The 18,251-nt window shown below is 68.9% G+C and carries 20 protein-coding genes; 11 read left to right on the forward strand and 9 right to left on the reverse strand.

What is annotated here, in order from left to right; all coding sequences use genetic code 11:
* Positions 1 to 97: 97 nt before the first annotated feature.
* From ABCR83_RS30185 to ABCR83_RS30195, 3 genes are all read right to left on the reverse strand, one after another.
* On the reverse strand, positions 98 to 982 hold the full coding sequence (locus ABCR83_RS30185) for a class I SAM-dependent methyltransferase (protein WP_462698420.1): 885 nt from the start codon (positions 980 to 982) through the stop codon (positions 98 to 100).
* 42 nt (positions 983 to 1,024) lie between these two features.
* Positions 1,025 to 1,357, reverse strand: coding sequence for a thioredoxin (gene trxA / locus ABCR83_RS30190; RefSeq protein ID WP_462698421.1), 333 nt, complete (start codon positions 1,355 to 1,357; stop codon positions 1,025 to 1,027).
* A gap of 400 nt (positions 1,358 to 1,757) precedes the next feature.
* Entirely contained in the window at positions 1,758 to 2,732 is a 975-nt protein-coding gene (locus tag ABCR83_RS30195) for an NAD(P)/FAD-dependent oxidoreductase (protein ID WP_462698422.1), read from the reverse strand.
* A gap of 78 nt (positions 2,733 to 2,810) precedes the next feature.
* On the opposite strand from ABCR83_RS30195, the gene ABCR83_RS30200 reads away from it, so the two are divergent.
* From ABCR83_RS30200 to besB, 4 genes are all read left to right on the forward strand, one after another.
* Positions 2,811 to 3,407, forward strand: coding sequence for a helix-turn-helix domain-containing protein (locus tag ABCR83_RS30200; RefSeq protein ID WP_462698423.1), 597 nt, complete (start codon positions 2,811 to 2,813; stop codon positions 3,405 to 3,407).
* Between the two features lie 176 nt (positions 3,408 to 3,583).
* The gene (gene besD, locus ABCR83_RS30205; protein ID WP_462698424.1) at positions 3,584 to 4,342 is read left to right on the forward strand and encodes an L-lysine 4-chlorinase BesD; all 759 of its coding nucleotides are present in this window, start codon (positions 3,584 to 3,586) and stop codon (positions 4,340 to 4,342) included.
* 53 nt (positions 4,343 to 4,395) lie between these two features.
* The gene (gene besC, locus ABCR83_RS30210) at positions 4,396 to 5,169 is read left to right on the forward strand and encodes a 4-chloro-allylglycine synthase BesC (protein ID WP_462698425.1); all 774 of its coding nucleotides are present in this window, start codon (positions 4,396 to 4,398) and stop codon (positions 5,167 to 5,169) included.
* Positions 5,166 to 6,713 carry an L-2-amino-4-chloropent-4-enoate dechlorinase/desaturase BesB gene (besB, locus tag ABCR83_RS30215; RefSeq protein WP_462698426.1) on the forward strand — a complete coding sequence of 516 codons (1,548 nt, stop codon included), beginning with the start codon at positions 5,166 to 5,168 and terminating at the stop codon, positions 6,711 to 6,713. The genes besC and besB overlap by 4 nt, the downstream gene beginning before the upstream one ends.
* Here besB and ABCR83_RS30220 read toward each other — a convergent pair.
* A complete protein-coding gene (locus ABCR83_RS30220; protein WP_462698427.1) occupies positions 6,710 to 8,104 on the reverse strand; it encodes a peptide ligase PGM1-related protein in 1,395 nt (464 codons plus the stop codon). The genes besB and ABCR83_RS30220 overlap by 4 nt on opposite strands.
* A gap of 197 nt (positions 8,105 to 8,301) precedes the next feature.
* Between ABCR83_RS30220 and ABCR83_RS30225 the strand changes: the two genes are divergently transcribed.
* The 3 genes from ABCR83_RS30225 (at position 8,302) to ABCR83_RS30235 (ending at position 10,422) form a co-directional block, all read left to right on the forward strand.
* Positions 8,302 to 9,195 (forward strand): DMT family transporter, encoded by an 894-nt coding sequence (locus ABCR83_RS30225; RefSeq protein ID WP_462698428.1) that lies wholly within the window; start codon positions 8,302 to 8,304, stop codon positions 9,193 to 9,195.
* Positions 9,196 to 9,370: 175 nt separating this feature from the next.
* Entirely contained in the window at positions 9,371 to 9,871 is a 501-nt protein-coding gene (locus ABCR83_RS30230) for a glutathione peroxidase (RefSeq protein WP_462698429.1), read from the forward strand.
* A gap of 146 nt (positions 9,872 to 10,017) precedes the next feature.
* Complete coding sequence (locus ABCR83_RS30235) at positions 10,018 to 10,422, forward strand: peptidase inhibitor family I36 protein (protein ID WP_462698430.1); 405 nt, start codon at positions 10,018 to 10,020, stop codon at positions 10,420 to 10,422.
* 67 nt (positions 10,423 to 10,489) lie between these two features.
* Here the strand turns inward: ABCR83_RS30235 and ABCR83_RS30240 are convergent, their stop codons facing one another.
* The 4 genes from ABCR83_RS30240 to ABCR83_RS30255 form a co-directional block, all read right to left on the reverse strand.
* Positions 10,490 to 11,032: an NUDIX hydrolase gene (locus tag ABCR83_RS30240; RefSeq protein WP_462698431.1), complete on the reverse strand. Its 543-nt coding sequence runs from the start codon at positions 11,030 to 11,032 to the stop codon at positions 10,490 to 10,492.
* Positions 11,033 to 11,037: 5 nt separating this feature from the next.
* Positions 11,038 to 12,159: an NAD(P)-binding domain-containing protein gene (locus tag ABCR83_RS30245; protein ID WP_462698438.1), complete on the reverse strand. Its 1,122-nt coding sequence runs from the start codon at positions 12,157 to 12,159 to the stop codon at positions 11,038 to 11,040.
* A 62-nt stretch (positions 12,160 to 12,221) separates the two neighbouring features.
* Positions 12,222 to 12,626 (reverse strand): ATP-binding protein, encoded by a 405-nt coding sequence (locus tag ABCR83_RS30250; RefSeq protein WP_462698432.1) that lies wholly within the window; start codon positions 12,624 to 12,626, stop codon positions 12,222 to 12,224.
* Positions 12,627 to 12,634: 8 nt separating this feature from the next.
* Positions 12,635 to 13,069: a hypothetical protein gene (locus tag ABCR83_RS30255; protein ID WP_462698433.1), complete on the reverse strand. Its 435-nt coding sequence runs from the start codon at positions 13,067 to 13,069 to the stop codon at positions 12,635 to 12,637.
* A gap of 198 nt (positions 13,070 to 13,267) precedes the next feature.
* Here ABCR83_RS30255 and ABCR83_RS30260 point away from each other — a divergent pair, with 198 nt between their 5' ends.
* From ABCR83_RS30260 to ABCR83_RS30270, 3 genes are read left to right on the forward strand one after another with little or no spacing between them, the layout of a single operon-like run.
* Positions 13,268 to 14,362, forward strand: coding sequence for a helix-turn-helix domain-containing protein (locus ABCR83_RS30260; protein ID WP_462698434.1), 1,095 nt, complete (start codon positions 13,268 to 13,270; stop codon positions 14,360 to 14,362).
* 28 nt (positions 14,363 to 14,390) lie between these two features.
* On the forward strand, positions 14,391 to 15,050 hold the full coding sequence (locus ABCR83_RS30265; RefSeq protein ID WP_462698439.1) for a YdcF family protein: 660 nt from the start codon (positions 14,391 to 14,393) through the stop codon (positions 15,048 to 15,050).
* A complete protein-coding gene (locus tag ABCR83_RS30270) occupies positions 14,992 to 15,777 on the forward strand; it encodes a WbqC family protein (protein WP_462698435.1) in 786 nt (261 codons plus the stop codon). The genes ABCR83_RS30265 and ABCR83_RS30270 overlap by 59 nt, the downstream gene beginning before the upstream one ends.
* Before the next feature lie 141 nt (positions 15,778 to 15,918).
* On the opposite strand, the gene glnA is transcribed toward ABCR83_RS30270, so the two are convergent.
* The gene (gene glnA, locus ABCR83_RS30275) at positions 15,919 to 17,328 is read right to left on the reverse strand and encodes a type I glutamate--ammonia ligase (protein WP_462698436.1); all 1,410 of its coding nucleotides are present in this window, start codon (positions 17,326 to 17,328) and stop codon (positions 15,919 to 15,921) included.
* Positions 17,329 to 17,527: 199 nt separating this feature from the next.
* On the opposite strand from glnA, the gene ABCR83_RS30280 reads away from it, so the two are divergent.
* Positions 17,528 to 17,995 carry an RDD family protein gene (locus ABCR83_RS30280; protein WP_462698437.1) on the forward strand — a complete coding sequence of 156 codons (468 nt, stop codon included), beginning with the start codon at positions 17,528 to 17,530 and terminating at the stop codon, positions 17,993 to 17,995.
* Positions 17,996 to 18,251 lie beyond the last annotated feature (256 nt).

Here is an 18,251-nt window from a genome sequence, read left to right on the forward strand (position 1 = left end):
CCCAGGCCGCCCACGCCGAGAGCACCACCCGCGGCGCCGCAGCCGCACGGGCGGCGCTCCGCGGCACGACGGCATAGGACGCCGCCGGGCGGGCCGCTCAGGCCGTGGGGCAGGAGCGAGCGGTGTGGACGGTGGTGGCGGCCAGGTAGAAGGCGTCGGGGCGCCAGAGGATGCCCGTACAGGCGTCGCCGTCCACCAGCCGTTCCAGAGTGAGGCGGTCCCAATGCTCCAGCCGGTCGCTGATCCGGTCGCGCAGCCAGGTCAGACGGGTGTGCAGAAGCTCCCGGGCCGCTGTTCCCAGCGGGGTCGGGAGGTCGGTGAGGAAGGTGCGCGATCCGGTGGGGATGAGCCCGGCCCCGGCGAGCATGGCGGGCCAGTCCTCGACCACCCGTACCGTGCCGGGCAGTTGGGTGCGCATCTCGTCGAACCAGTCCTCGAGGGCGGCGTCCAGCCGGGCCTGGAGGCCCGGGCGGCCCATGCCGATGTCGCGGGGCAGGAAGCGCAGGGTCAGCCCGCGCTCTGCTACGGCGAGCAGTCCGCCGGGCCGCAGCGTGGCGGCGAGGGCGTTCAACGCCGCCTGCTGGTCGCCGAGATGGTGGACGGCATTGCTGCTCCAGATCAGTTCCGCCGGGCTCAGCGTGTCGAACTCGTCCGGCAGTTCGGCCTGTTGGGTGACCACCCGGCCGGTCAGCCGCTGCTCGGCGGCGCGGATCCGGGTCCGCGTCAGCATGCCCGGATCCTGGTCGACGGCGACGACCTCGGCGGACGGGAAGAAGCGGGCGAACAGACAGCTGGCCACCCCCGGCCCACAGCCGACGTCCAGGATGCGGCGGACCGTGGCGTCCGGGCCGTCGTCGGCGCCCAGCAGATCCCGCAGCCAGCCCGCCACCTCCTTGAGGGAGGGAGTGCGCAGCTCGGCTTCACGTGCCAGTTGTGTGCTCAGGGCATCCCAGTCGATGTCCTCGGTGTGGTGTGAGTGCATGGGGGGCACTTCCTGTTCCGGCCGTTGCGGGATATGGCGGGTTCAGTGGAAATACTTGGCGAGGGCGCGTTCCAGTACGGGCTTGGGAGCGGCGCCGACCCACTGGTCCTGGCGGGTGCCGTCGGCGTAGACGACGAAGGCGGGGATGGAGGAGACCTCGTGGTCGATCGCCAGGGTCTGCTCCTCGTCGACGTTGACCTTGACCACGTCCAGGGCGTCCGGATGCTCGGCGGCCAGCTGTTCCACGATCGGGGTCATCATGCGGCAGGGCGCGCACCAGGGGGCCCAGAACTGGACCAGGACGGGCTTGTCCGACTGCAGCACACGGGCGGGGAAGGTCTCTTCGGTGATGCTGTCCACGGGGGTGGTGGTCATGATCGGTATCTCCTGGGGCGGGAAGGGGGGTTGGCAACTGCTCGTCGAGGAGCGCATATGAGGTCGTCTTAGCTCGATGGTGTGATGGCCGGCTTCCGGGCTTGCGGTGCCCTGGGTCATCCGGGTTAGCGTGGCGGCGCGATCTGGGACGCCGGGTGCGGTGTCGGCGTGCGGGGCCCCTGCTCCACCGGAGCGATGGTTCAGGGCCTCCCCGTCGCCTCTGGCCGTATCCATATGGCCAGGTCGCGTAGGGAACCGGCCTCCCGGGACCGGACCACGCACAGGATGCGTGTCGCCGCCTCGGGGTCGAGTACGCCGGGGAACCAGTGCGCCCAAGACCGTTCGGGGCGTGCGGCTGACCGGGCTCACTCCTGCTCAGTCCGTAGGAACGGTTGGCGGTTCACCGAACGGAGGACGGGGCGGCCTTGGCGCGGTGCTCTTCGACGGCTCGCTCGATCTCCTCGTCCAGCAGGTCGTGGTTGAGGGCGAACGCGGCGGCCGAGCCCTGGCCGGCTGCGGTGACCACCTGGGCCCGCGGGTCGGCGACATTGCCCACCGCCCACACCCCGAACACGCTGGTCCGGCCGGTGGCGTCGGTCTTCACCCAGCCCTTGTCGTCCTTCTCGCAGCCCAGGCCGGTCAGCAGGGAGTCATGGGGCACCATGTGCGGGAAGACGAACACTGCGGTGCGGGGCACCACCCGGCCCTCGTCCAGCTCGACCCCGCGCAGCCGGTCGTCCGCCACCACCAGCCACTTGACGGCGCCCTCGGCGATGCGCACGCCGCGCGCGGTCAGCCGCTCGCGTTCGTCGTCCGTCAGGTTCATGGTGTGCGGGAAGAAGACGACATCGTCCGACCACTGCCGCATCAGCAGCGCGTGGTACACCGCGCCCGGATGGGTGCCGAGCACCCCCAGCGGCTGGTCGCGTACCTCATAGCCGTGGCAGTACGGGCAGTGCAGCAGATCTTTGCCCCACCGCTCGCGCACCCCCGGGATCTCGGGCAGCTCGTCGCGCAGTCCGGTGGCCACCACCACCCGGCGGGCCCGCAGCACCGCGCCGCCGGCCAGCCGCACATAGAAGCCATGGTCGATCTGGTCGACCTGGCCCGTGATCAAGTCCACGCCGTAGCCCGCCACTTCGGCCCGGCCCACGGACAGCAGAGACGCCGGGGGCATCCCGTCCCGGGACAGAAAGCCCTGCATGTGCGCGGCCGGAGCATTGCGCGGCTGCCCGCCGTCCACCACCGCGACCCGGCGGCGGGACCGGCCCAGCAGCAGCGCGGCGTTCAGCCCGGCCGAGCCCCCGCCGATCACCACGACGTCATACACGGAGTCCTTGGGCTCGTTGCCCTTCGCATCACTCATGTCGCTCATGGCAGCCACCATGCGACCGCCGCTCGGCGGCGGCAATTTTTGTTGCCGTTTCCGGGACGGGCGCGTGCAATGGACCGTATGGAGTCCTCATCTGCCATCAACCAGGCCCTGGCCGAGGTCGGCCCTCGCCTCAAGTGCCTGCGCACTCAACGCGGAGTGACCCTGGCGGCACTCTCCGAGGCCACCGGCATTTCCAAGAGCACCCTGTCCCGCCTGGAGTCCGGCCAGCGCCGCCCCAGCCTGGAACTCCTGCTCCCCATCTCCCAGGCCCACCAGGTCCCCCTGGACGAACTGGTCGGCGCCCCCGAGGTCGGCGACCCCCGCATCCGCCTCACGCCCAAGCACGTCAACGGCGCCACCGTGCTGCCGCTGACCCGCCAGCCCGGCCCGCTGCAGACCTTTAAATCGGTCATCCCGGCCTCCCGGAGCACCCCGGACCCCTGCACCCATGAGGGCTATGAGTGGCTCTATGTCCTGGCCGGGCGGCTGCGCCTGGTCCTGGCCGACCACGACCTGGTCATGGGCCCGGGCGAGGCCGCCGAGTTCGACACCCGGCTGCCCCACTGGTTCGGCAGCACCGGCGACGCCCCCGTCGAGATCCTCAGCATCTTCGGGCGCCAGGGGGAGCGGATGCATGTAAGGGCCAAGTCCGGGCCGCGGAAGAAGGCCGGATAGGTATGCGAACTCGCCTTTGCCACCGGCAAGATGGGGGCTGGCCAAGGCCCCCGCACATGGCCGGACGCGGGGTTGATGCGCACCTCGAAATGCGCCTACTGTGCTGGAGTACCTTCCGCCGGGCCCCTCTGAATGCCACTTACCGATCGTGCGTCCGCGAGCGTCGGGAGATTTGCATGGGCAGTAACAGGTCGGAACTCAAAGAGGTTTGTGCACACCTGGACGGGGAACAACTCCGCCGGGCTGCGCAGCACTTGCACCGATACGGCATCGTTACGGTGACCGAACTCATAGAACCGCACATCCGCAAGCTCATACGCGATGAGGCGGAACGCCTCCTGGGTCAGTTCGCCGAGCGACGCGATCTCCGGCTCGCGACGACCGGCTTCACCCGCCGCTCGATGTCCGTCGTACCCAGCGAGACGATCAAGGAAAACAGTTCTCTGGTCACCGAACTGTATTCCCACCCCGAACTGATGGCGCCTCTCCAGGCAATGGCCGGGGAACGGCTGCATCCCTGCCCGAAGGCCGACGAGGAGTTCCTGATCACCCGCCAGGAACAGCGCGGGGACACCCACGGCTGGCACTGGGGCGACTTCAGCTACGCACTGATCTGGGTGCTGGTGGCGCCATCGATCGATGTCGGCGGACTGCTGCAATGCGTCCCGCACACGGCCTGGGACAAGTCATCGCCGCAGATCAACAGATACCTTGTCGAAAACCCCATCAACACCTACCACTTCACCTCCGGGGACGTGTACTTCCTGCGCACCGACACCACATTGCACCGCACCATTCCACTGCGCGAGGACACGACCCGCATCATCCTGAACATGACGTGGGCCGGTGCCCGCGATCTGCATCGGGAGCTCAACACCGACGACCGCTGGTGGGACGACGCCAATGTCTCGGCCGCGACCGACATCGGGGATTGAGCACACCATCCACCAGAATCCACAGGTGCGCGTAACAGGCAAGGGAAACGAGAATGACCGAGCTGAACGCCCCGGGATCCACCCCCCCTCCAGTGTGGGAGCACTTCGACAACGCCGAAGCGGGAATCCGGCGCAGAATCGCCGTGGCAGACCCGTCGATCAAGGAGTACCTGGACGGCATGCTCGCCCGTATCGCGAGTCATCGCGGTGTCGAGCACCCGTTCCTGAACGCCTACCGGACCACGGCACTCGACCCCCGGCAGGAACGCCTGCTGTACAGCGAGTGCTACTACTTCTTCCGCCATCTCCCCTTCTACATCACGGGGATGGCGATGAAGACCAGGGACGAGATGATCCTGCGGGAGATCATTCTCAATGTGTATGACGAGGTCGGCGGCAAGCAGACCCATTCCAAGCTCTTCGCGGATTTCCTGGCCCGCATCGGGATCGACCAGGACCACCTCGAACACTATGAGCCGCTCCGGGTCACCAGGCGCCTGAACGACGGCATCCGGTGCCTGTACACCGAGTCGCCGATCCACAAGGCGCTCGGTGCGCTGTACGCCGACGAAACCATGTCCTCGATCATGGTGTCAAAGATCAACGACGGTCTGCGCAACCAGGGTTACGACGCCGGCCTGCGGCACTTCTGGCAACTGCACATCGATGTCGAGGTCGGGCACAGCAATTCCGTCTTCAACGCCATGGCCCCTTATGTGGGCTCCGCCACCACCCGGCTGGAGTTCGAGGAGGGCGCCTTTGAGCTCCTCGGGCTCGTGGAGGCCTATTGGGACGGCGTGCAGCAACTCGTGGGCCTGGCAGGATGAGCGACGACCGCGGCGGGGACCGCTGGGCGGACGTCAGTCTGCGGCAGGTCCCCGCCGGCCGGCCGGTGCCCGGCTCCCTGCATTCGGTCTCCGTCTCGATCCCCGACATCGGGACGGCCGCCGGATTCGAGTCGGGTGACGAGGCCACCCTCCGGCGCATCCCCTGGGGTTACCCGCGATTCCGGACGCACCCACAGGTGGCGCGGGTGGCGGATTTGCTGGCCCGGGAGGGCGCCGGACGCGGCGCGGACATCCTCCCGGTCCGGTCGGCACGGGCCGCGGCCGCCGCCGCGGCCTACGCCGGGCTCCCCCCGGGCGCCGTCCTCGAGACGGCCGGCCTGCATGGAGTGCGGATCCCGGGCGACCCGGCCGCGGCCGGACGGGTCCGCGCCTATGTGCAGCACACGGGCTGCCACCTGTCCTCCCGCCAGGCGGAGGACATCCTGCTGGCCGCCGGGCTGATCGAGGAACGCCAGGCCGAAACCGCGTCGGACCACGCCCCCGGGGAAACCGTCAAGACCGCCCTCGCCGAGGCATACGGCGCCCGGGACCCCGCGGACGTATCCCTGCACAACAGCGGCATGAACACCATCGCGGCGGCCATCGCGGCACTGTCCGAGATCCAGCGCACCCAGGGCCGGCAGCACTGGATCCAGCTCGGCTGGATCTTCTTCGACACCATGAGCCTGCTGGAAAAACGCATCATCGACGTCGAACACACCACCGTGTCCGACCCGTTCGACCTCGCGGAGATCGCCCGCGTCGCCCGCGCACACGCCGGGGAGCTCGCCGGAATCATCGCCGAGGTACCCAGCAATCCGCTCCTCCAGACCCCCGACATCCACGCGCTGCGGGAGATCGCCGACCTCGTCGGCTGCGCGCTGGTGCTGGACACGACGGTCGCCACCCCGCACAACGTCGATGTGCTCCCCTACGCCGATGTGGTGTGCGAGAGCCTCACCAAGTATGCGACGGGATCGGCCGATGTCCTGATGGGCGCGTCCGTGGTCAACGGCGCGTCACCGTTCGCGGCGGAGCTGCGCACCGGCCTGCGGCGGCACGGCGACGAGCCGTACCACCGCGACACCGCGCGGGTGGCCGCCCGGATTCACGACTACGGGCGCCGGATCGAGCGGGTGAACGCCAACACGATGGCGCTCGCCGCCTTTCTCGAGCGCCAGAACATCGTCAGACACGTCAACTGGGCCTATGAGGCCCGGTCCGCGGACAACTACCGCAAGGTCGAACGATGCCCCGGCGCACCGGGCGGCCTGCTGATGGTCGACCTGCGAGTCCCCCTGGAACTGGTCTACGACCACCTCGAGGTGGCCAAGGGGCCCAGTTTCGGGGCGGACTTCACCATGGCGTCCCCGCAGGTCTTCATCGCCCACTTCGACCTGCTGTCCACCCCCGAGGGCCGGGCCGCACTGCGAGCCCGGGGACTGCACCGGGACATGCTGAGGATCTCCGTCGGGACGGAGGATCCGGCGCGGATCGTGGAGACCTTCCAACGGGCCTTCCGGCAGGGGGACCTGGGCGCTTAGCGGCGAAGTGCGGCCTCGGCCGCCGCGTAGTTGGCCTCGGCGGCCTCGAAGGACGGCGCCAGGGACGTCAACTCCACAAAGCCGCAGGCGCTCAGGGCCCCGAGCACATGCAGTGCTACGCCCTCCGCCGTGTCATGCCGGTAGAGCAGCCCCTCCGCACGCAGTCTCTCCACGGCGGACTCCGGGTCGAGGTGCTCAAGAGCCGACGGGTCGTGCAGTCGCCCGTGCACGTAGCACACCGGCTGCCCGTCGCGGCGCCGCAGCAGCCCGTCCTCGCCCACCGGCCGGCCGAGGATGCCTTCGGCATACCGGACCACATGGCTGGGGCCGACCTTGCGCAGGTTGATCTCCACCGCGAGCAGCCGGCTCTCCTCCGCGCCTCCCTCGGTGGCCACGAAGTCGACACCGAACGTGCCCCGGTGGCCAAGGCCGGCCAGCACCGCGCCGGTACGCCCGACCGCGTCGGCGATGACGGGCCGCCACCGCTCGTCCGCCGGGAAGCGGCACCCCCAGTACTGCCCCTGGGAGAGCACCTGGTCATGAGTGGCGATCACGCTGACCGCACCATCGGCGCCGATGTGGCCGAGCCCGCTCGGCGAGGAGGCCACCCCGTCGAGATACTCCTCCACGATCGCCCCGTCGCCGGCGAGCTCCCTGCGGAAGTCGTCCGGGCGCAGCCGGATCACCTCCGCCGACCCCAGCAGGTCCCCGGTGCGGCGCAGCCGCTCACAGTCGATCAGCACATTGCCGATGGAGGCCGCCCATGCGCTCCCGTTCAGCTTCACCAGGACCCGCCGGTACGGACGCGGACCCGAGGCCACCCTTTCGATCGCCTGCACCAACGCCGCCTCGCTGCGCAGGACCTCGGCCGACCCTCCCGGCACGGCCACCCCGGCCCGCAGCAGGAGCTCCTTGCCGCCCGCCTTGCTCCCCCAGCGGGCGCCGAAGGGGTGATCGCCCTCCTCCACCTCCGCATGGATCTCCCGGGCGAGCTCATCGAGGGCCCGGGACGCGATGAAGTTGACGATGGTCGCCGGCGGGCCCTCCTTGGCGGTGCGCCGCAAGACCTCCATGAGCCGGTCGTCGCCGACGACCAGTGAGTCCAGCGAACCGGGTTCGTGGGACCGCGGGGTGAGGAGGGTCAGCCGCTCACGCGCGCTTTCGACCTCGTGGTTCGTAAACCCGAAGAGATCCCGGAAGTGGTACTCGAGCGTGTACGGATCGACGGGCGCCGAGGTGATGGCGACGATCCGCACTCCGGGGTCGCGGAGTTCCGGGAGGAAACACAGACTCCGCTCGGCCGAGTACCGGAGGTAGGGCACCTCCTCCAGCATGCGCTCCGCGTAGTTGAACGCGTAGATCAGGATCTTCATCGAACCGGAGTCAGTCATGGGGAAGCGCTCTGCCTCACTTGTCCGGGGCTTGTCCGGGTGCTTGTCCGGGTGGCAACACAGGCACCGCTCGGATGAGCTGCCTCACCCAAGGCTAGGGGACCCTCAGTGCGCTCGGCACCAGGAAAGTTCACCTGTTGGGCCGGTTTCAGCCGTCGTCTCTTGATTCCTTCCCCCCGGCTGCCGATGCCGCAGGTGTGAAGCCACCGAAAGCCGTCTGGGCCCTGGCCCTCACCGTCCTCACCTGGGCTTCGGCCTTCCCCGCCATTCGCGTCGGCCTGGACGGCTATGGCGTCGCCGGGCTCTCGCTGGCCCGCCTGGCGGTCGCCTCCACCGCCCTGGCGATCGCCGCGCCCCTGCTCGGCGTACGCCGGCCACGCCCGCGCGACCTGCCGATGATCGCGCTCTGCGGAGCGACCGGCATGTCCGCCTACCAGCTCCTGCTCAACTGGGGTGAACTCCATGTGCCCGCGGGCACCGCGAGCCTGCTGATCGCCGTCGCCCCGGTGTTCAGCATGCTGCTCGCGGCGGCCTTCCTCGGCGAGCGGCTGACGTGGCTCCGGGTCGCCGGGAGCGCGGTGGCGATCAGCGGGGCGGCAGTGATCGCGGTCGCCGGAGGCCAGGCGCGATACACCACCGCGGCGTGGGTCGTCCTCGCCGCCGCCGTCGTCCAGGGCGTCTACCACTGCGCGTCCAAGCCCCTGCTCGCCCGCTACGCCGGGCTGGAGGTCGCCTGCTACGCGATGTGGACGGGGACCCTCTTCCTGCTGCCCCTCCTGCCCGCTCTGGTGCACGGTTTCGCGACCGCGCCGCCCGCGGCCATGGCGGCCACGGTGTTCCTCGGGGTGTTCCCCTCGGCCATCGGCTTCGTCGCCTGGGGTTACGCGGTGGCCAGGCTGTCCGTGGCCTCGTCGACCGCGGCCCTGTACCTGGTGCCGCCGGTGGCGCTCGTCGTCGCCTTCGGGTGGCTGGGGGAGGTGCCGCCACCACTCGCCCTCGTCGGGGGCGTACTGGGCATCGCGGGCGTGATGCTCATCAACCGCCACCCGCACCCCGAGCAGGCCCGGGCCGGGCAGCAGGCCGGGCGGTGACGGCAGTTCGGCGAGGAAGGCACGCGACCCGGCGGGGATGGGCCCGAGCCCGGCTCCGGCGAGCATGCCGGGCCGGTCCTCGACCACCCTGAGGGTGGGGCGGAGGTGAACAGGCGGCGTCCGGTGGATAGGTTGGCCCGACCACACGGCAAGCAAGGAGCGCAAAGGAGCAAGCATGTCCCCCTACTCCTTCCACGATGTCGAGATCGGCGCCCTCAAGGGTGGCCAGGCGAACCTCGCGCAGTACCGCGGCAAGGCCGTCCTGGTCGTCAATGTCGCCTCCCGGTGCGGGCTGACCCCGCAGTACGCGGCCCTGGAAAAGCTTCACGAGGACTACGCCCCGCGCGGCTTCACCGTGCTGGGCGTGCCCTGCAACCAGTTCATGGGTCAGGAGCCCGGCACCGCCGAGGAGATCGCCGCCTTCTGCTCGGCCACCTATGGCGTCACCTTCCCCATGACCGAGAAGACCGACGTCAACGGCGAACACCGGCACCCGCTGTACACCGGGCTGGTCGGCACGCCGGACGCCGAGGGGCACACCGGCGACATCCGCTGGAACTTCGAGAAGTTCCTCGTTGCCCCCGACGGCACCGTCGCCGCCCGCTTCGGCCCCCGTACCGAACCCGACGCCCCCGAGGTCACCGCCGCCGTGGAGGCCGTCCTGCCGTCGCTGTGACGGTTGCCCGCCATAGCCGCCAGGCCGGTTCTTTGGCGAGGGCCGAAACCGTCGCCGATCTCACCGAGGGTGTGACTGAATGCTGCTGTCGGTGACGAAGCGCCGCCGGCATCTCTCTCCTGACGCCCTCTGAGAAAGGACGCACCATGAGAAAGCTCTCCGCCATCCGTGCCGCCGCTGGGGGAATCCGGGTCACACCGCGCACCCGGTTCGTCGTCGCGGCTCTGTCGCTGACCGCCTTCCTGATGCCGGCCACCAGCGCGGTTGCGGCCCCGGCCGCCGGGCCGCCCTCCTGTCCCAGTGGCTCGGTCTGCTTCTGGAGCGGAGCCGACTACCACGGCACCAGTTGGGAGTGGACGGCCAACAGCGGCTACCACGACATGCCGGCGGGGCTCCACGACAATGTGGGCTCCTTTGTGGCGAGTACCGACGCCTGCTTCATCAACTGGGAGCCGAAAGAGACGCGCCAGGTGCACAACGGCGACTGGCGCCGCACCTACAAGGACGACTTCGGCGGCCGCATCGACGGCGTCAACGGGGGCAAGTGCTGAGCCCCTGACCCGGGTTGGCTCTTGCCGCGCCGCGGGCGGCGGCGCGGCAAGAGCCGCACCCGCAGGATCAGCGGACGGCTGCAGAAATCCGTCGGCGTAGGCGCTCGTCAGTGATGGTCTCCGGTTCCCTCCAAGCGGCGTCGGTGACCTCTTCGGTCTGGAGCTGGTGAACGTTGGCGGTGGTGCGGAAGAAGAACCGAAAGTCGATGTGCTGGTGGTCGGGTTCGCCCTTGGCATCGTTTGCCGGGATGGGGTGAACGTCGACGTGAACGGGCCGACCCGCAGCGGTGGTGATGGCCTCGGCTGGGATGCCGGTCTCCTCGGTGAGCTCGCGTAGTGCCGCCTCGCGGAGGGTGTCGTCCTGCGGTTCGAGGTGGCCGCCGGGCAGGAGCCACTTGTCCAGCGCCAAGTGGCGGATGTGCAGGATGCGTCCGTCCGGCCCGGCGAGGATAGCGCCAGCGGTGGCGTGACCGCGGAATTCCTTGCGACTGGCCAAGTCGGCCCTGTCGTCCAAGAGTCCGAGTACAGGCGCGAGGGCGGGTTTCTCGCCGGGGTACTCGTCTAGGTAGGCCTGGATGGTGGTGCGGATGTGGTCTGCCGTGATGGCCATGTCGATCACCTATTGAAGTAGGAGAGCCAGGTCGTCGCGATCGCGGCTCGGTCGTCCGTACTGACCTCGTGGAGGCCGGGGGCCAGTTCAGCACGGGTGAGCATCCTGATCGCCGCCAGGATCTCGGCCTGGACCAGGAAGATGAAAGGTCCGACGCTCGCGCCGTGCAGGAAGTTGACGGCGTTGCCGCCGTTGGCAAGGTAGAAGTAGTGGCCCGTGGTCTGGTAGCGGGTGACGTGCTTGCCGACCGTCGTGCAGGTGTAGACGTCCGGCAGTGCGTCCAGCTCCAGTTCATCCTCCCGTGAGGTGACGGTGGCGACGTAGGCGCCGTTGCGCAGGTGCGCGAAGTCCTCACCTGCGAGGGAGCAGGCGCCGGTCGCGCAGAGCACCAAGCCAGCCGAGGCGAGGGTGGCCTCGCGGTCGCGGGCGACGGCGAAGCCCTGGGAGAGTGCGTGCGTGCGGCGGACGGGATCGACGTCGCAGACGGTGACCTGGACGCCTTTGGCGTGCAGGAGCCTGGCGATGGAGGAGCCGAGTTTGCCGAAGCCGATGACCAGGGCCGGGCGGCCGTGGAGGATGTCGCCGCGGTCCCGCATGACGGCCTCGGTGGAGAAGACGACGGACTGGCCGACCAGGAAGTCCTCGGGGTCCTTCAGCGGCGAGCGAGCGACCGAGACAACCGGGCATGGCAGCTTGTCGAGTTCCACGTAACGACGGTGGCCGTTCTCGGTGTCCTCGATGACGCCGAGGATCTGACCGGTGAAGCGGCTATGCAGGTCGGTCAGAGCAGGGGCGAAGTAGCCGCCGACGTCCAGCAGCATCACCGGCTCACCGGCTGCCCGGGACTCGAGATAATCCAGGGCGGTGTCGGGGTCGGTGAACAGCTCGCGGGAGAGCGCGTCGCAGGGGACGGACTGTTCGACCTCGCGTCGGGCGGCGAGGTGGATTGACTTCGGCTTGGGCAGCACCGCCCGCAGCCGGGTCATTGCGGCGACCGCGCGAACGAAGCCGGGCCGTTCGGCGAGCAGGTGGGTGACCAGGAACGAGGTGATCTGCTCGGTAGGGGTGAATTGGGTTGCGATTTTGGTGAAGTAGGCGTTCAGCCGGGCGCGCTCGAAGGGTTCCATGGCAGTTCCCTCTTGGTTGAGTGTGGGGTCGTGCATGGGCGGCGCGGGTGCCAGGGTGCGGGTCAGCACGGCATCTCCTCCGAGGCGGACGCGATGGGAAACCGCGTCCAGACGATCTTTCCGGAGGGGGAGCGGGGCTCGACGCCCCAGCCGACTGAGAGGGCGGCGACCAGGTGCAGGCCCCGACCAGAGGTGACCTCGTGGGTCGGGAGCCGGACTTCGGGCCGACGGGGGTGCTCGTCGTGGACTTCCAGGTGGAGATAGCTGCCATCGGTCATCAGCCGGACCAGGAAGCCGTGGCTTGTGCCGTGGACGACGGCGTTGGTCACGAGCTCGGAGACACACAGCCGGACGTCGTCGGCGAGGGCATCCAGGCCCCAGGCCAGGAGGGACTTGTCGGAGAAGTCGCGGGCCAGGCCGACGGAGGCCGGCACCGAGGCGAAGAATCGCTGGTCGGCTGTGGGCATGCCGGGGTTCATGACTCGGCCTCCAACGCTGGTTCGGTTCCGTGACCGTGCTGCCGGGCCTGGGAGCCGCCCGGGTCGAGGCGCCTGCGGCGGGTCGGGCCCGGGGTGTCCTTGCGGACCAGCAGCAGTCGAGTCCCGGTCGCCGCGATGCGGTTGCCCCTCACCGCGGCTATGGTCCTGGGGCCCAGGTGGGAGACAGAGGGCAGCACGACTCCGTAGGTGCCTGGCGCAACCAGCGCGTCCATCAGCCCGGTGAACGCTGCCGAGTCGACCGTGGTGACGCGTTCGATGAACAGCCCGGACAAGGTCAGCTCGTGCTGACGGCAGTACTCGGCCAGCGACCGTTCCAGTGCCTCCTGACGGGCCGACGGGACACTGACCAGCCGCAGGAAGCCGTAGACGACCGGGCCACTGACACGACGGTGCTCAGTAAGGGGTTCCATGGAGGGTGACCGTCCAAGAGCTCAGAGGGAGAAGAAGCCGGCGGGCCGCATCCGGCTAAAGAGGGACTGTGGCCTGCGAGTTGAAGCGTCCTCCCTAATGGCCGGCGACGAAATGACGCGGTGTTGCACTTGCGTTGCACTTCCGTCCCCCCGCATGCGTGTGCCGTGCTTGCATGAGCTCTCGGAAGGGAGCGACGCGTGGCGACCGTGCATCACTGGACCGGCCTGGAAGCCCGGGCCCTACGTCTCGCCCTGCGGATGAGCGTCCGCGTCTTCGCTCAGCACCTCGGCGTCGCCGTGCGGACCGTCTCCAAGTGGGAGAAATACCTGGCTGCGACGGAGCCCCGCCCGGATACTCAGGCGATCTTGGACACCGCGCTCGCTCGCGCGGACGCGGCGGTGCGTCTGCGATTCGAGACGTTTCTCTCCGAGGCCAGCGGGCCGCCCGCGACCACCCGCCGCGTCACCTCGGCAGGCCCCAGGGCCTGGGAGTACGAATCGTGGACCGACGACCTGGACCGGGTCGTCGTCTCCTTAAGCCGCCAGAACTTCGCATTCGCCGACAACCTGCTGGGTCGGTGGCTGACCCGCTTCCGACCGCCGGAGCTGGACGACAAGGGTCTGTATCTTCTCGCCCGCTCCACCACTTTGTCGGGGGACCTCAAGCGCGACCAGGGGACGGTGGTGGGGCCGCTCTCAGCTCAGCATGCGTATGCCGGAGCCCGATCGATCTTCAGCCAGCTCGACATCCCCCGCCGCATCGCTCAACTCGACCTCTCCCTGGCAGTTGTGGCGGAAATGTCCGGCCGCCTGGAGATCGCCGCCCGCGAGTACGAACACCTGGCCGTCGACGACCGGCTCGCACGCCGCGACCGCGCACGAGCCCGCCTGTGGGTGGGGACCGCCTTGAGTAAGGAAGGCGAGCACGACTACGCGGCCCGCATCATGCTCGCCGCGACCCGCGACTTCGAGGACCTCGGTGAGCCTGACGACTGGTCCGTCGCCCATCAGAAGCTTGCCCTCGCCCACCGGGGTGCCGGTGACCTGAACAAAGCGCTGCATTTCATCGGCATCGCCCGCAGTACCCAAGCCACCGACTCACCGATGCAGCAGGTGCGCCTGGACACCGCCCACGGACATATCCTGCTGTCCGACCCCGCTACCCGGGATGATGGCCTGACGGCCCTCGATCAGGCCGCGAAGCTGGCCGTGCACTATGGCATGAGCCATCAGCTGGCCAGTATCGAGAGGATCCGGAAGGCCGCGGGGGCGGACAGCTCCCGGTGGCGGTGACCAGGGAGAGACGCCAGTGACGACGGACATGCAGCGGGGCATCACCGACTACCAGCGCCAGCGGGCCCGGCTGATCTGGGACTACCACCAGATGGGCCATGAGCTCCGCCCGGCGGACGCCGCGATCGGCCTGGGCAGCCACGACCTGGGCGTCCCCGCATTCTGCGCCGAGCTGTACCGAGCTGGTCTCTTCCCCACCCTCGTTTTCTCTGGTGGCCCCAACCCCACCCATCCGGGCCGTTTCCCCCGCGGCGAGGCCGTCCACTTCCGCGAGCACGCACTCGCCCTCGGAGTGCCCTCCGAAGCTGCTCTGTTGGAGCCCAACGCGCGCAACACCGGCCAGAACATCACCTTTTCCCGCGACGTCTTGGCCGCGGCCGGGATCGCAGTGAAGACCGTGCTACTGGTGTCCATGCCTTATATGGAGCGGCGTGCCTTCGCCACCGCCCGCAAGGTCTGGCCCGAGGCAGAGGTGATCTGCGCCTCGGCGCCGCTGGAGTTCGATGACTACCTCAAGACCATCGGCGACGAACAACTCGTTGTGCACCAACTCGTCGGCGATCTCCAACGGGTGATCGAGTACCCGAAGCTCGGCTTCGCCATCGAGCAGGACGTCCCGGAGGACGTACATGCCGCCTACCGATCCCTCCTCGAAGACGGCTTCGACAGCCGCCTCCTCAAGATCTGACCGACCACCAGGTGGGCTGTGTGCCGTCCACCAGCCCAACTTCTTCCCCCGGCTGACGACCCTGGCTAAGCTGTTCGCGGCGGACTGCTGGATCGTCCTCAACGACGTCCAGTTCGCCCGCCGCGACTACCAGCACCGAGCCTGCTTGGCGGCCATGGACGATCCCCTGCGCCGCCAATGGCTCACCCTTCCCACCCACTTGCCTCGCGGCCGACGGACAACCATCCGCGAGGCAGTGCTCGTTGAACCGGCACGGTCCCGGGTGCGGACCGCCCGCACGCTCCGGCAGTACTACGGGACCAGCCCGCACTGGCCCGTACTTCGAGAGTCCCTGGAACCCGTCCTCGACCTGTTCACCACCACGGACCGAACCGCAGCCATTGCCGAGGCATCGGCTCTGGCGCTTCTCCGTTCATTGGGCTGGTCAGGCCGCGTCGTCCGCAGCAGCGACCTGCCAGCCCGGCAGGACCGCTCACAGCGGCTTGCCGATCTCACCGCTGCGGTCTCGGCCAGCACTTACTTGTGCGGTACCGGCGGCATGGCATACCTGGACGACAAGCCCTTCCAGGCCCAAGGCATCAGCGTGGTCGCTTACCGCACACCAACAGAGGGCATCTGGTCTTTCGGCCGGGAGCTGAGCGCACTGTGGGCGTTCATGAACGTAGGTTGGCAGGCATTGGCCCGACGACTGCGCTTGGTCTGCCAGGCACAGCTCGACAACGGCTGAGCCCCGCCACTGTCCAAAGGACAGAGACGGGGCTCAGCCCTACACCGTGTTCCATGACTCTGATGGCCTGTCAGTTGTTTCCGCCCCCGGTGCACGCCGGGTGCACACGAGGGTGGAAACGGGGTCACCCGGCCATCGCCTTTAGATGTCGAAATACAGCTCGAACTCGTGCGGGTGGGGCCGCAGTTGCATGGGGGCGATCTCGTTGGTGCGCTTGTAGTCGATCCAGGTCTCGATCAGGTCGGACGTGAAGACGCCGCCTGCCTGGAGGTAGTCGTTGTCGGCCTCGAGGGCCTCGAGGACCGCCGGGAGGGAGGTCGGGACCTGGGGGACGCCGGCGTGCTCGTCGGGGGCGAGCTCGTAGAGGTCCTTGTCGATCGGCTCGGCGGGCTCGATCTTGTTCTTGACGCCGTCGAGGCCGGCCAGGAGGAGGGCCGAGAAGGCGAGGTAGGGGTTGGAGGACGGGTCCGGGGCGCGGAACTCGACTCGCTTGGCCTTGGGGTTGGCGCCGGTGATCGGGATGCGCATGGCGGCGGAGCGGTTGCGCTGGGAGTAGACCAGGTTGACCGGGGCCTCGAAGCCGGGGACCAGGCGGTGGTAGGAGTTCACCGTGGGGTTGGTGAAGGCGAGGAGCGAGGGGGCGTGCTTGAGGATGCCGCCGATGTAGTAGCGGGCGGTGTCGGAGAGGCCCGCATAGCCCTGCTCGTCGTAGAAGAGGGGCTCGCCGCCGTTCCACAGGGACTGGTGGACGTGCATGCCGGAGCCGTTGTCGCCGAAGATGGGCTTGGGCATGAAGGTGGCGGTCTTGCCGTTGCGCCAGGCGACGTTCTTCACGATGTACTTGAAGAGCATCAGGTCGTCGGCGGCGGCGAGGAGGGTGTTGAACTTGTAGTTGATCTCCGCCTGGCCGGCGGTGCCGACCTCGTGGTGCTGGCGCTCGACCTTGAGGCCGGAGGCCTCCAGCTCAAGGGAGATCTCGGCGCGCAGGTCGGCGAAGTGGTCGACCGGCGGGGCGGGGAAGTAGCCGCCCTTGTAACGGACCTTGTAGCCGCGGTTGTCCTCGCGGGCGCCGGTGTTCCAGGCGCCGGCCTCGGAGTCGATCTCGTAGAGCGAGCGGTTGGCGGTGGTCTCGAAGCGGACGCTGTCGAAGACGTAGAACTCGGCCTCCGGGCCGAAGTAGGCGGTGTCGGCGATGCCGGTGGAGGCGAGGTAGGTCTCGGCCTTCTTCGCCACGTTCCGCGGGTCACGGCTGTACTGCTCGCCGGTGATCGGGTCGTGGATAAAGAAGTTGATGTTGAGGGTCTTGTCCTTGCGGAAGGGGTCCACCCGGGCGGTGGAGAGGTCCGCGCGCAGCGCCATGTCGGATTCGTGGATGGCCTGGAACCCGCGGATCGACGAGCCGTCGAAGGCCAGCTCCTCGGTCGGGTCGAACGCCGCAGCCGGAACCGTGAAGTGCTGCATCACGCCCGGCAGATCGCAGAAACGGACGTCGACGAACTTGACGTCCTTGTCCGCGATGAACTTCTTGGCGTCATCGGCGTTCTGGAACATCCAACCCTCCTAGGCCCGGCCGCCGGCGGCCGGGGATTGCTTCGGTGGTGCTGTTGGCCGACCCTAGAGAGACCGGATTTCCCAAGCATGACCCATTTGTTTCGCCGAGGTTAACCGGCGCGCGGCCGAAGCATGATCGGGTCAGCGGTCACCGGACCCGGACCGCGGCGACCGTATGCGGTCGCAGTACCGTGGACGGGTGGACAAAAGGCAAGCAATCGGCTCGTGGCTCTCCGGCCCCCGCGCGGCCGCGGAGCAGATGGGCGTCGACTTCGGCTACCGGGGGCAGGGCCTGGGGCTGCCGGAGAGCGGGCCGGGCTCGATCGCCCCGCTCGGCCGGCGCATCGGGGCCCTCTTCATCGACTGGGCGCTGTGCACGCTCATCGCCTACGGGCTCTTCGCGCACGGCAACCCGCAACGGGCGGGCAACTGGGCCCTGTTGATCTTCCTGGTGCTCAGTGTGCTCACCGTGGGAACGGTCGGCTGCACACCCGGCAAGCGGCTGCTCGGCCTGCGCGTCATCGGCGTGGGCGGCGGGCGGCTGACGCTGCCGCGGGTGGTGCTGCGCAGCGTGCTTCTGGTGATCGTCATCCCCGCGGTGATCTGGGACCGCGACACGCGCGGGCTGCACGACCGGTTCTCCGGAGCGGTCCAGGTGCGTATGTGAGTTGAGAAAGGGACATGAGAGAGGGCGGGGCGGGGCCGCGGTCCCCCCCCCCCCCCTAGTGGGGGTGGCCTCGTGTTTTTTAGAAAACCGCCCCCGGGCCTCACCCAAGCCCTGGGGCACCGGCCCCAACGCCCCCCCCCCAACCCCCGGGCCGCCCCCCTGGTTTAATTAATTGCCTTACCCAGTGACCCCCGGGGCCCAGGGTTACCCAGCCCCACCCAGCCGGCCCGGCGGGTCGCGCACCAGCTGAGCGAAA

The organism is Streptomyces xingningensis, from assembly GCF_054957865.1.

What these genes read in the sequence shown, in the direction of transcription:
- ABCR83_RS30250 (WP_462698432.1), bottom strand. Translation starts at nt 12,626, where the DNA reads ATGCCCACAGCCGACCAGCGATTCTTCGCCTCGGTGCCGGCCTCCGTC.
- ABCR83_RS30195 (WP_462698422.1), bottom strand. Translation starts at nt 2,732, where the DNA reads ATGAGCGACATGAGTGATGCGAAGGGCAACGAGCCCAAGGACTCCGTG.
- besD (WP_462698424.1), top strand. Translation starts at nt 3,584, where the DNA reads ATGGGCAGTAACAGGTCGGAACTCAAAGAGGTTTGTGCACACCTGGAC.
- ABCR83_RS30245 (WP_462698438.1), bottom strand. Translation starts at nt 12,159, where the DNA reads ATGGAACCCTTCGAGCGCGCCCGGCTGAACGCCTACTTCACCAAAATC.
- trxA (WP_462698421.1), bottom strand. Translation starts at nt 1,357, where the DNA reads ATGACCACCACCCCCGTGGACAGCATCACCGAAGAGACCTTCCCCGCC.
- ABCR83_RS30220 (WP_462698427.1), bottom strand. Translation starts at nt 8,104, where the DNA reads ATGACTGACTCCGGTTCGATGAAGATCCTGATCTACGCGTTCAACTAC.
- glnA (WP_462698436.1), bottom strand. Translation starts at nt 17,328, where the DNA reads ATGTTCCAGAACGCCGATGACGCCAAGAAGTTCATCGCGGACAAGGAC.
- ABCR83_RS30255 (WP_462698433.1), bottom strand. Translation starts at nt 13,069, where the DNA reads ATGGAACCCCTTACTGAGCACCGTCGTGTCAGTGGCCCGGTCGTCTAC.
- ABCR83_RS30240 (WP_462698431.1), bottom strand. Translation starts at nt 11,032, where the DNA reads ATGGCCATCACGGCAGACCACATCCGCACCACCATCCAGGCCTACCTA.
- ABCR83_RS30270 (WP_462698435.1), top strand. Translation starts at nt 14,992, where the DNA reads ATGCCGCCTACCGATCCCTCCTCGAAGACGGCTTCGACAGCCGCCTCC.
- ABCR83_RS30200 (WP_462698423.1), top strand. Translation starts at nt 2,811, where the DNA reads ATGGAGTCCTCATCTGCCATCAACCAGGCCCTGGCCGAGGTCGGCCCT.
- ABCR83_RS30185 (WP_462698420.1), bottom strand. Translation starts at nt 982, where the DNA reads ATGCACTCACACCACACCGAGGACATCGACTGGGATGCCCTGAGCACA.
- besC (WP_462698425.1), top strand. Translation starts at nt 4,396, where the DNA reads ATGACCGAGCTGAACGCCCCGGGATCCACCCCCCCTCCAGTGTGGGAG.
- ABCR83_RS30265 (WP_462698439.1), top strand. Translation starts at nt 14,391, where the DNA reads ATGCAGCGGGGCATCACCGACTACCAGCGCCAGCGGGCCCGGCTGATC.
- ABCR83_RS30230 (WP_462698429.1), top strand. Translation starts at nt 9,371, where the DNA reads ATGTCCCCCTACTCCTTCCACGATGTCGAGATCGGCGCCCTCAAGGGT.
- ABCR83_RS30235 (WP_462698430.1), top strand. Translation starts at nt 10,018, where the DNA reads ATGAGAAAGCTCTCCGCCATCCGTGCCGCCGCTGGGGGAATCCGGGTC.
- besB (WP_462698426.1), top strand. Translation starts at nt 5,166, where the DNA reads ATGAGCGACGACCGCGGCGGGGACCGCTGGGCGGACGTCAGTCTGCGG.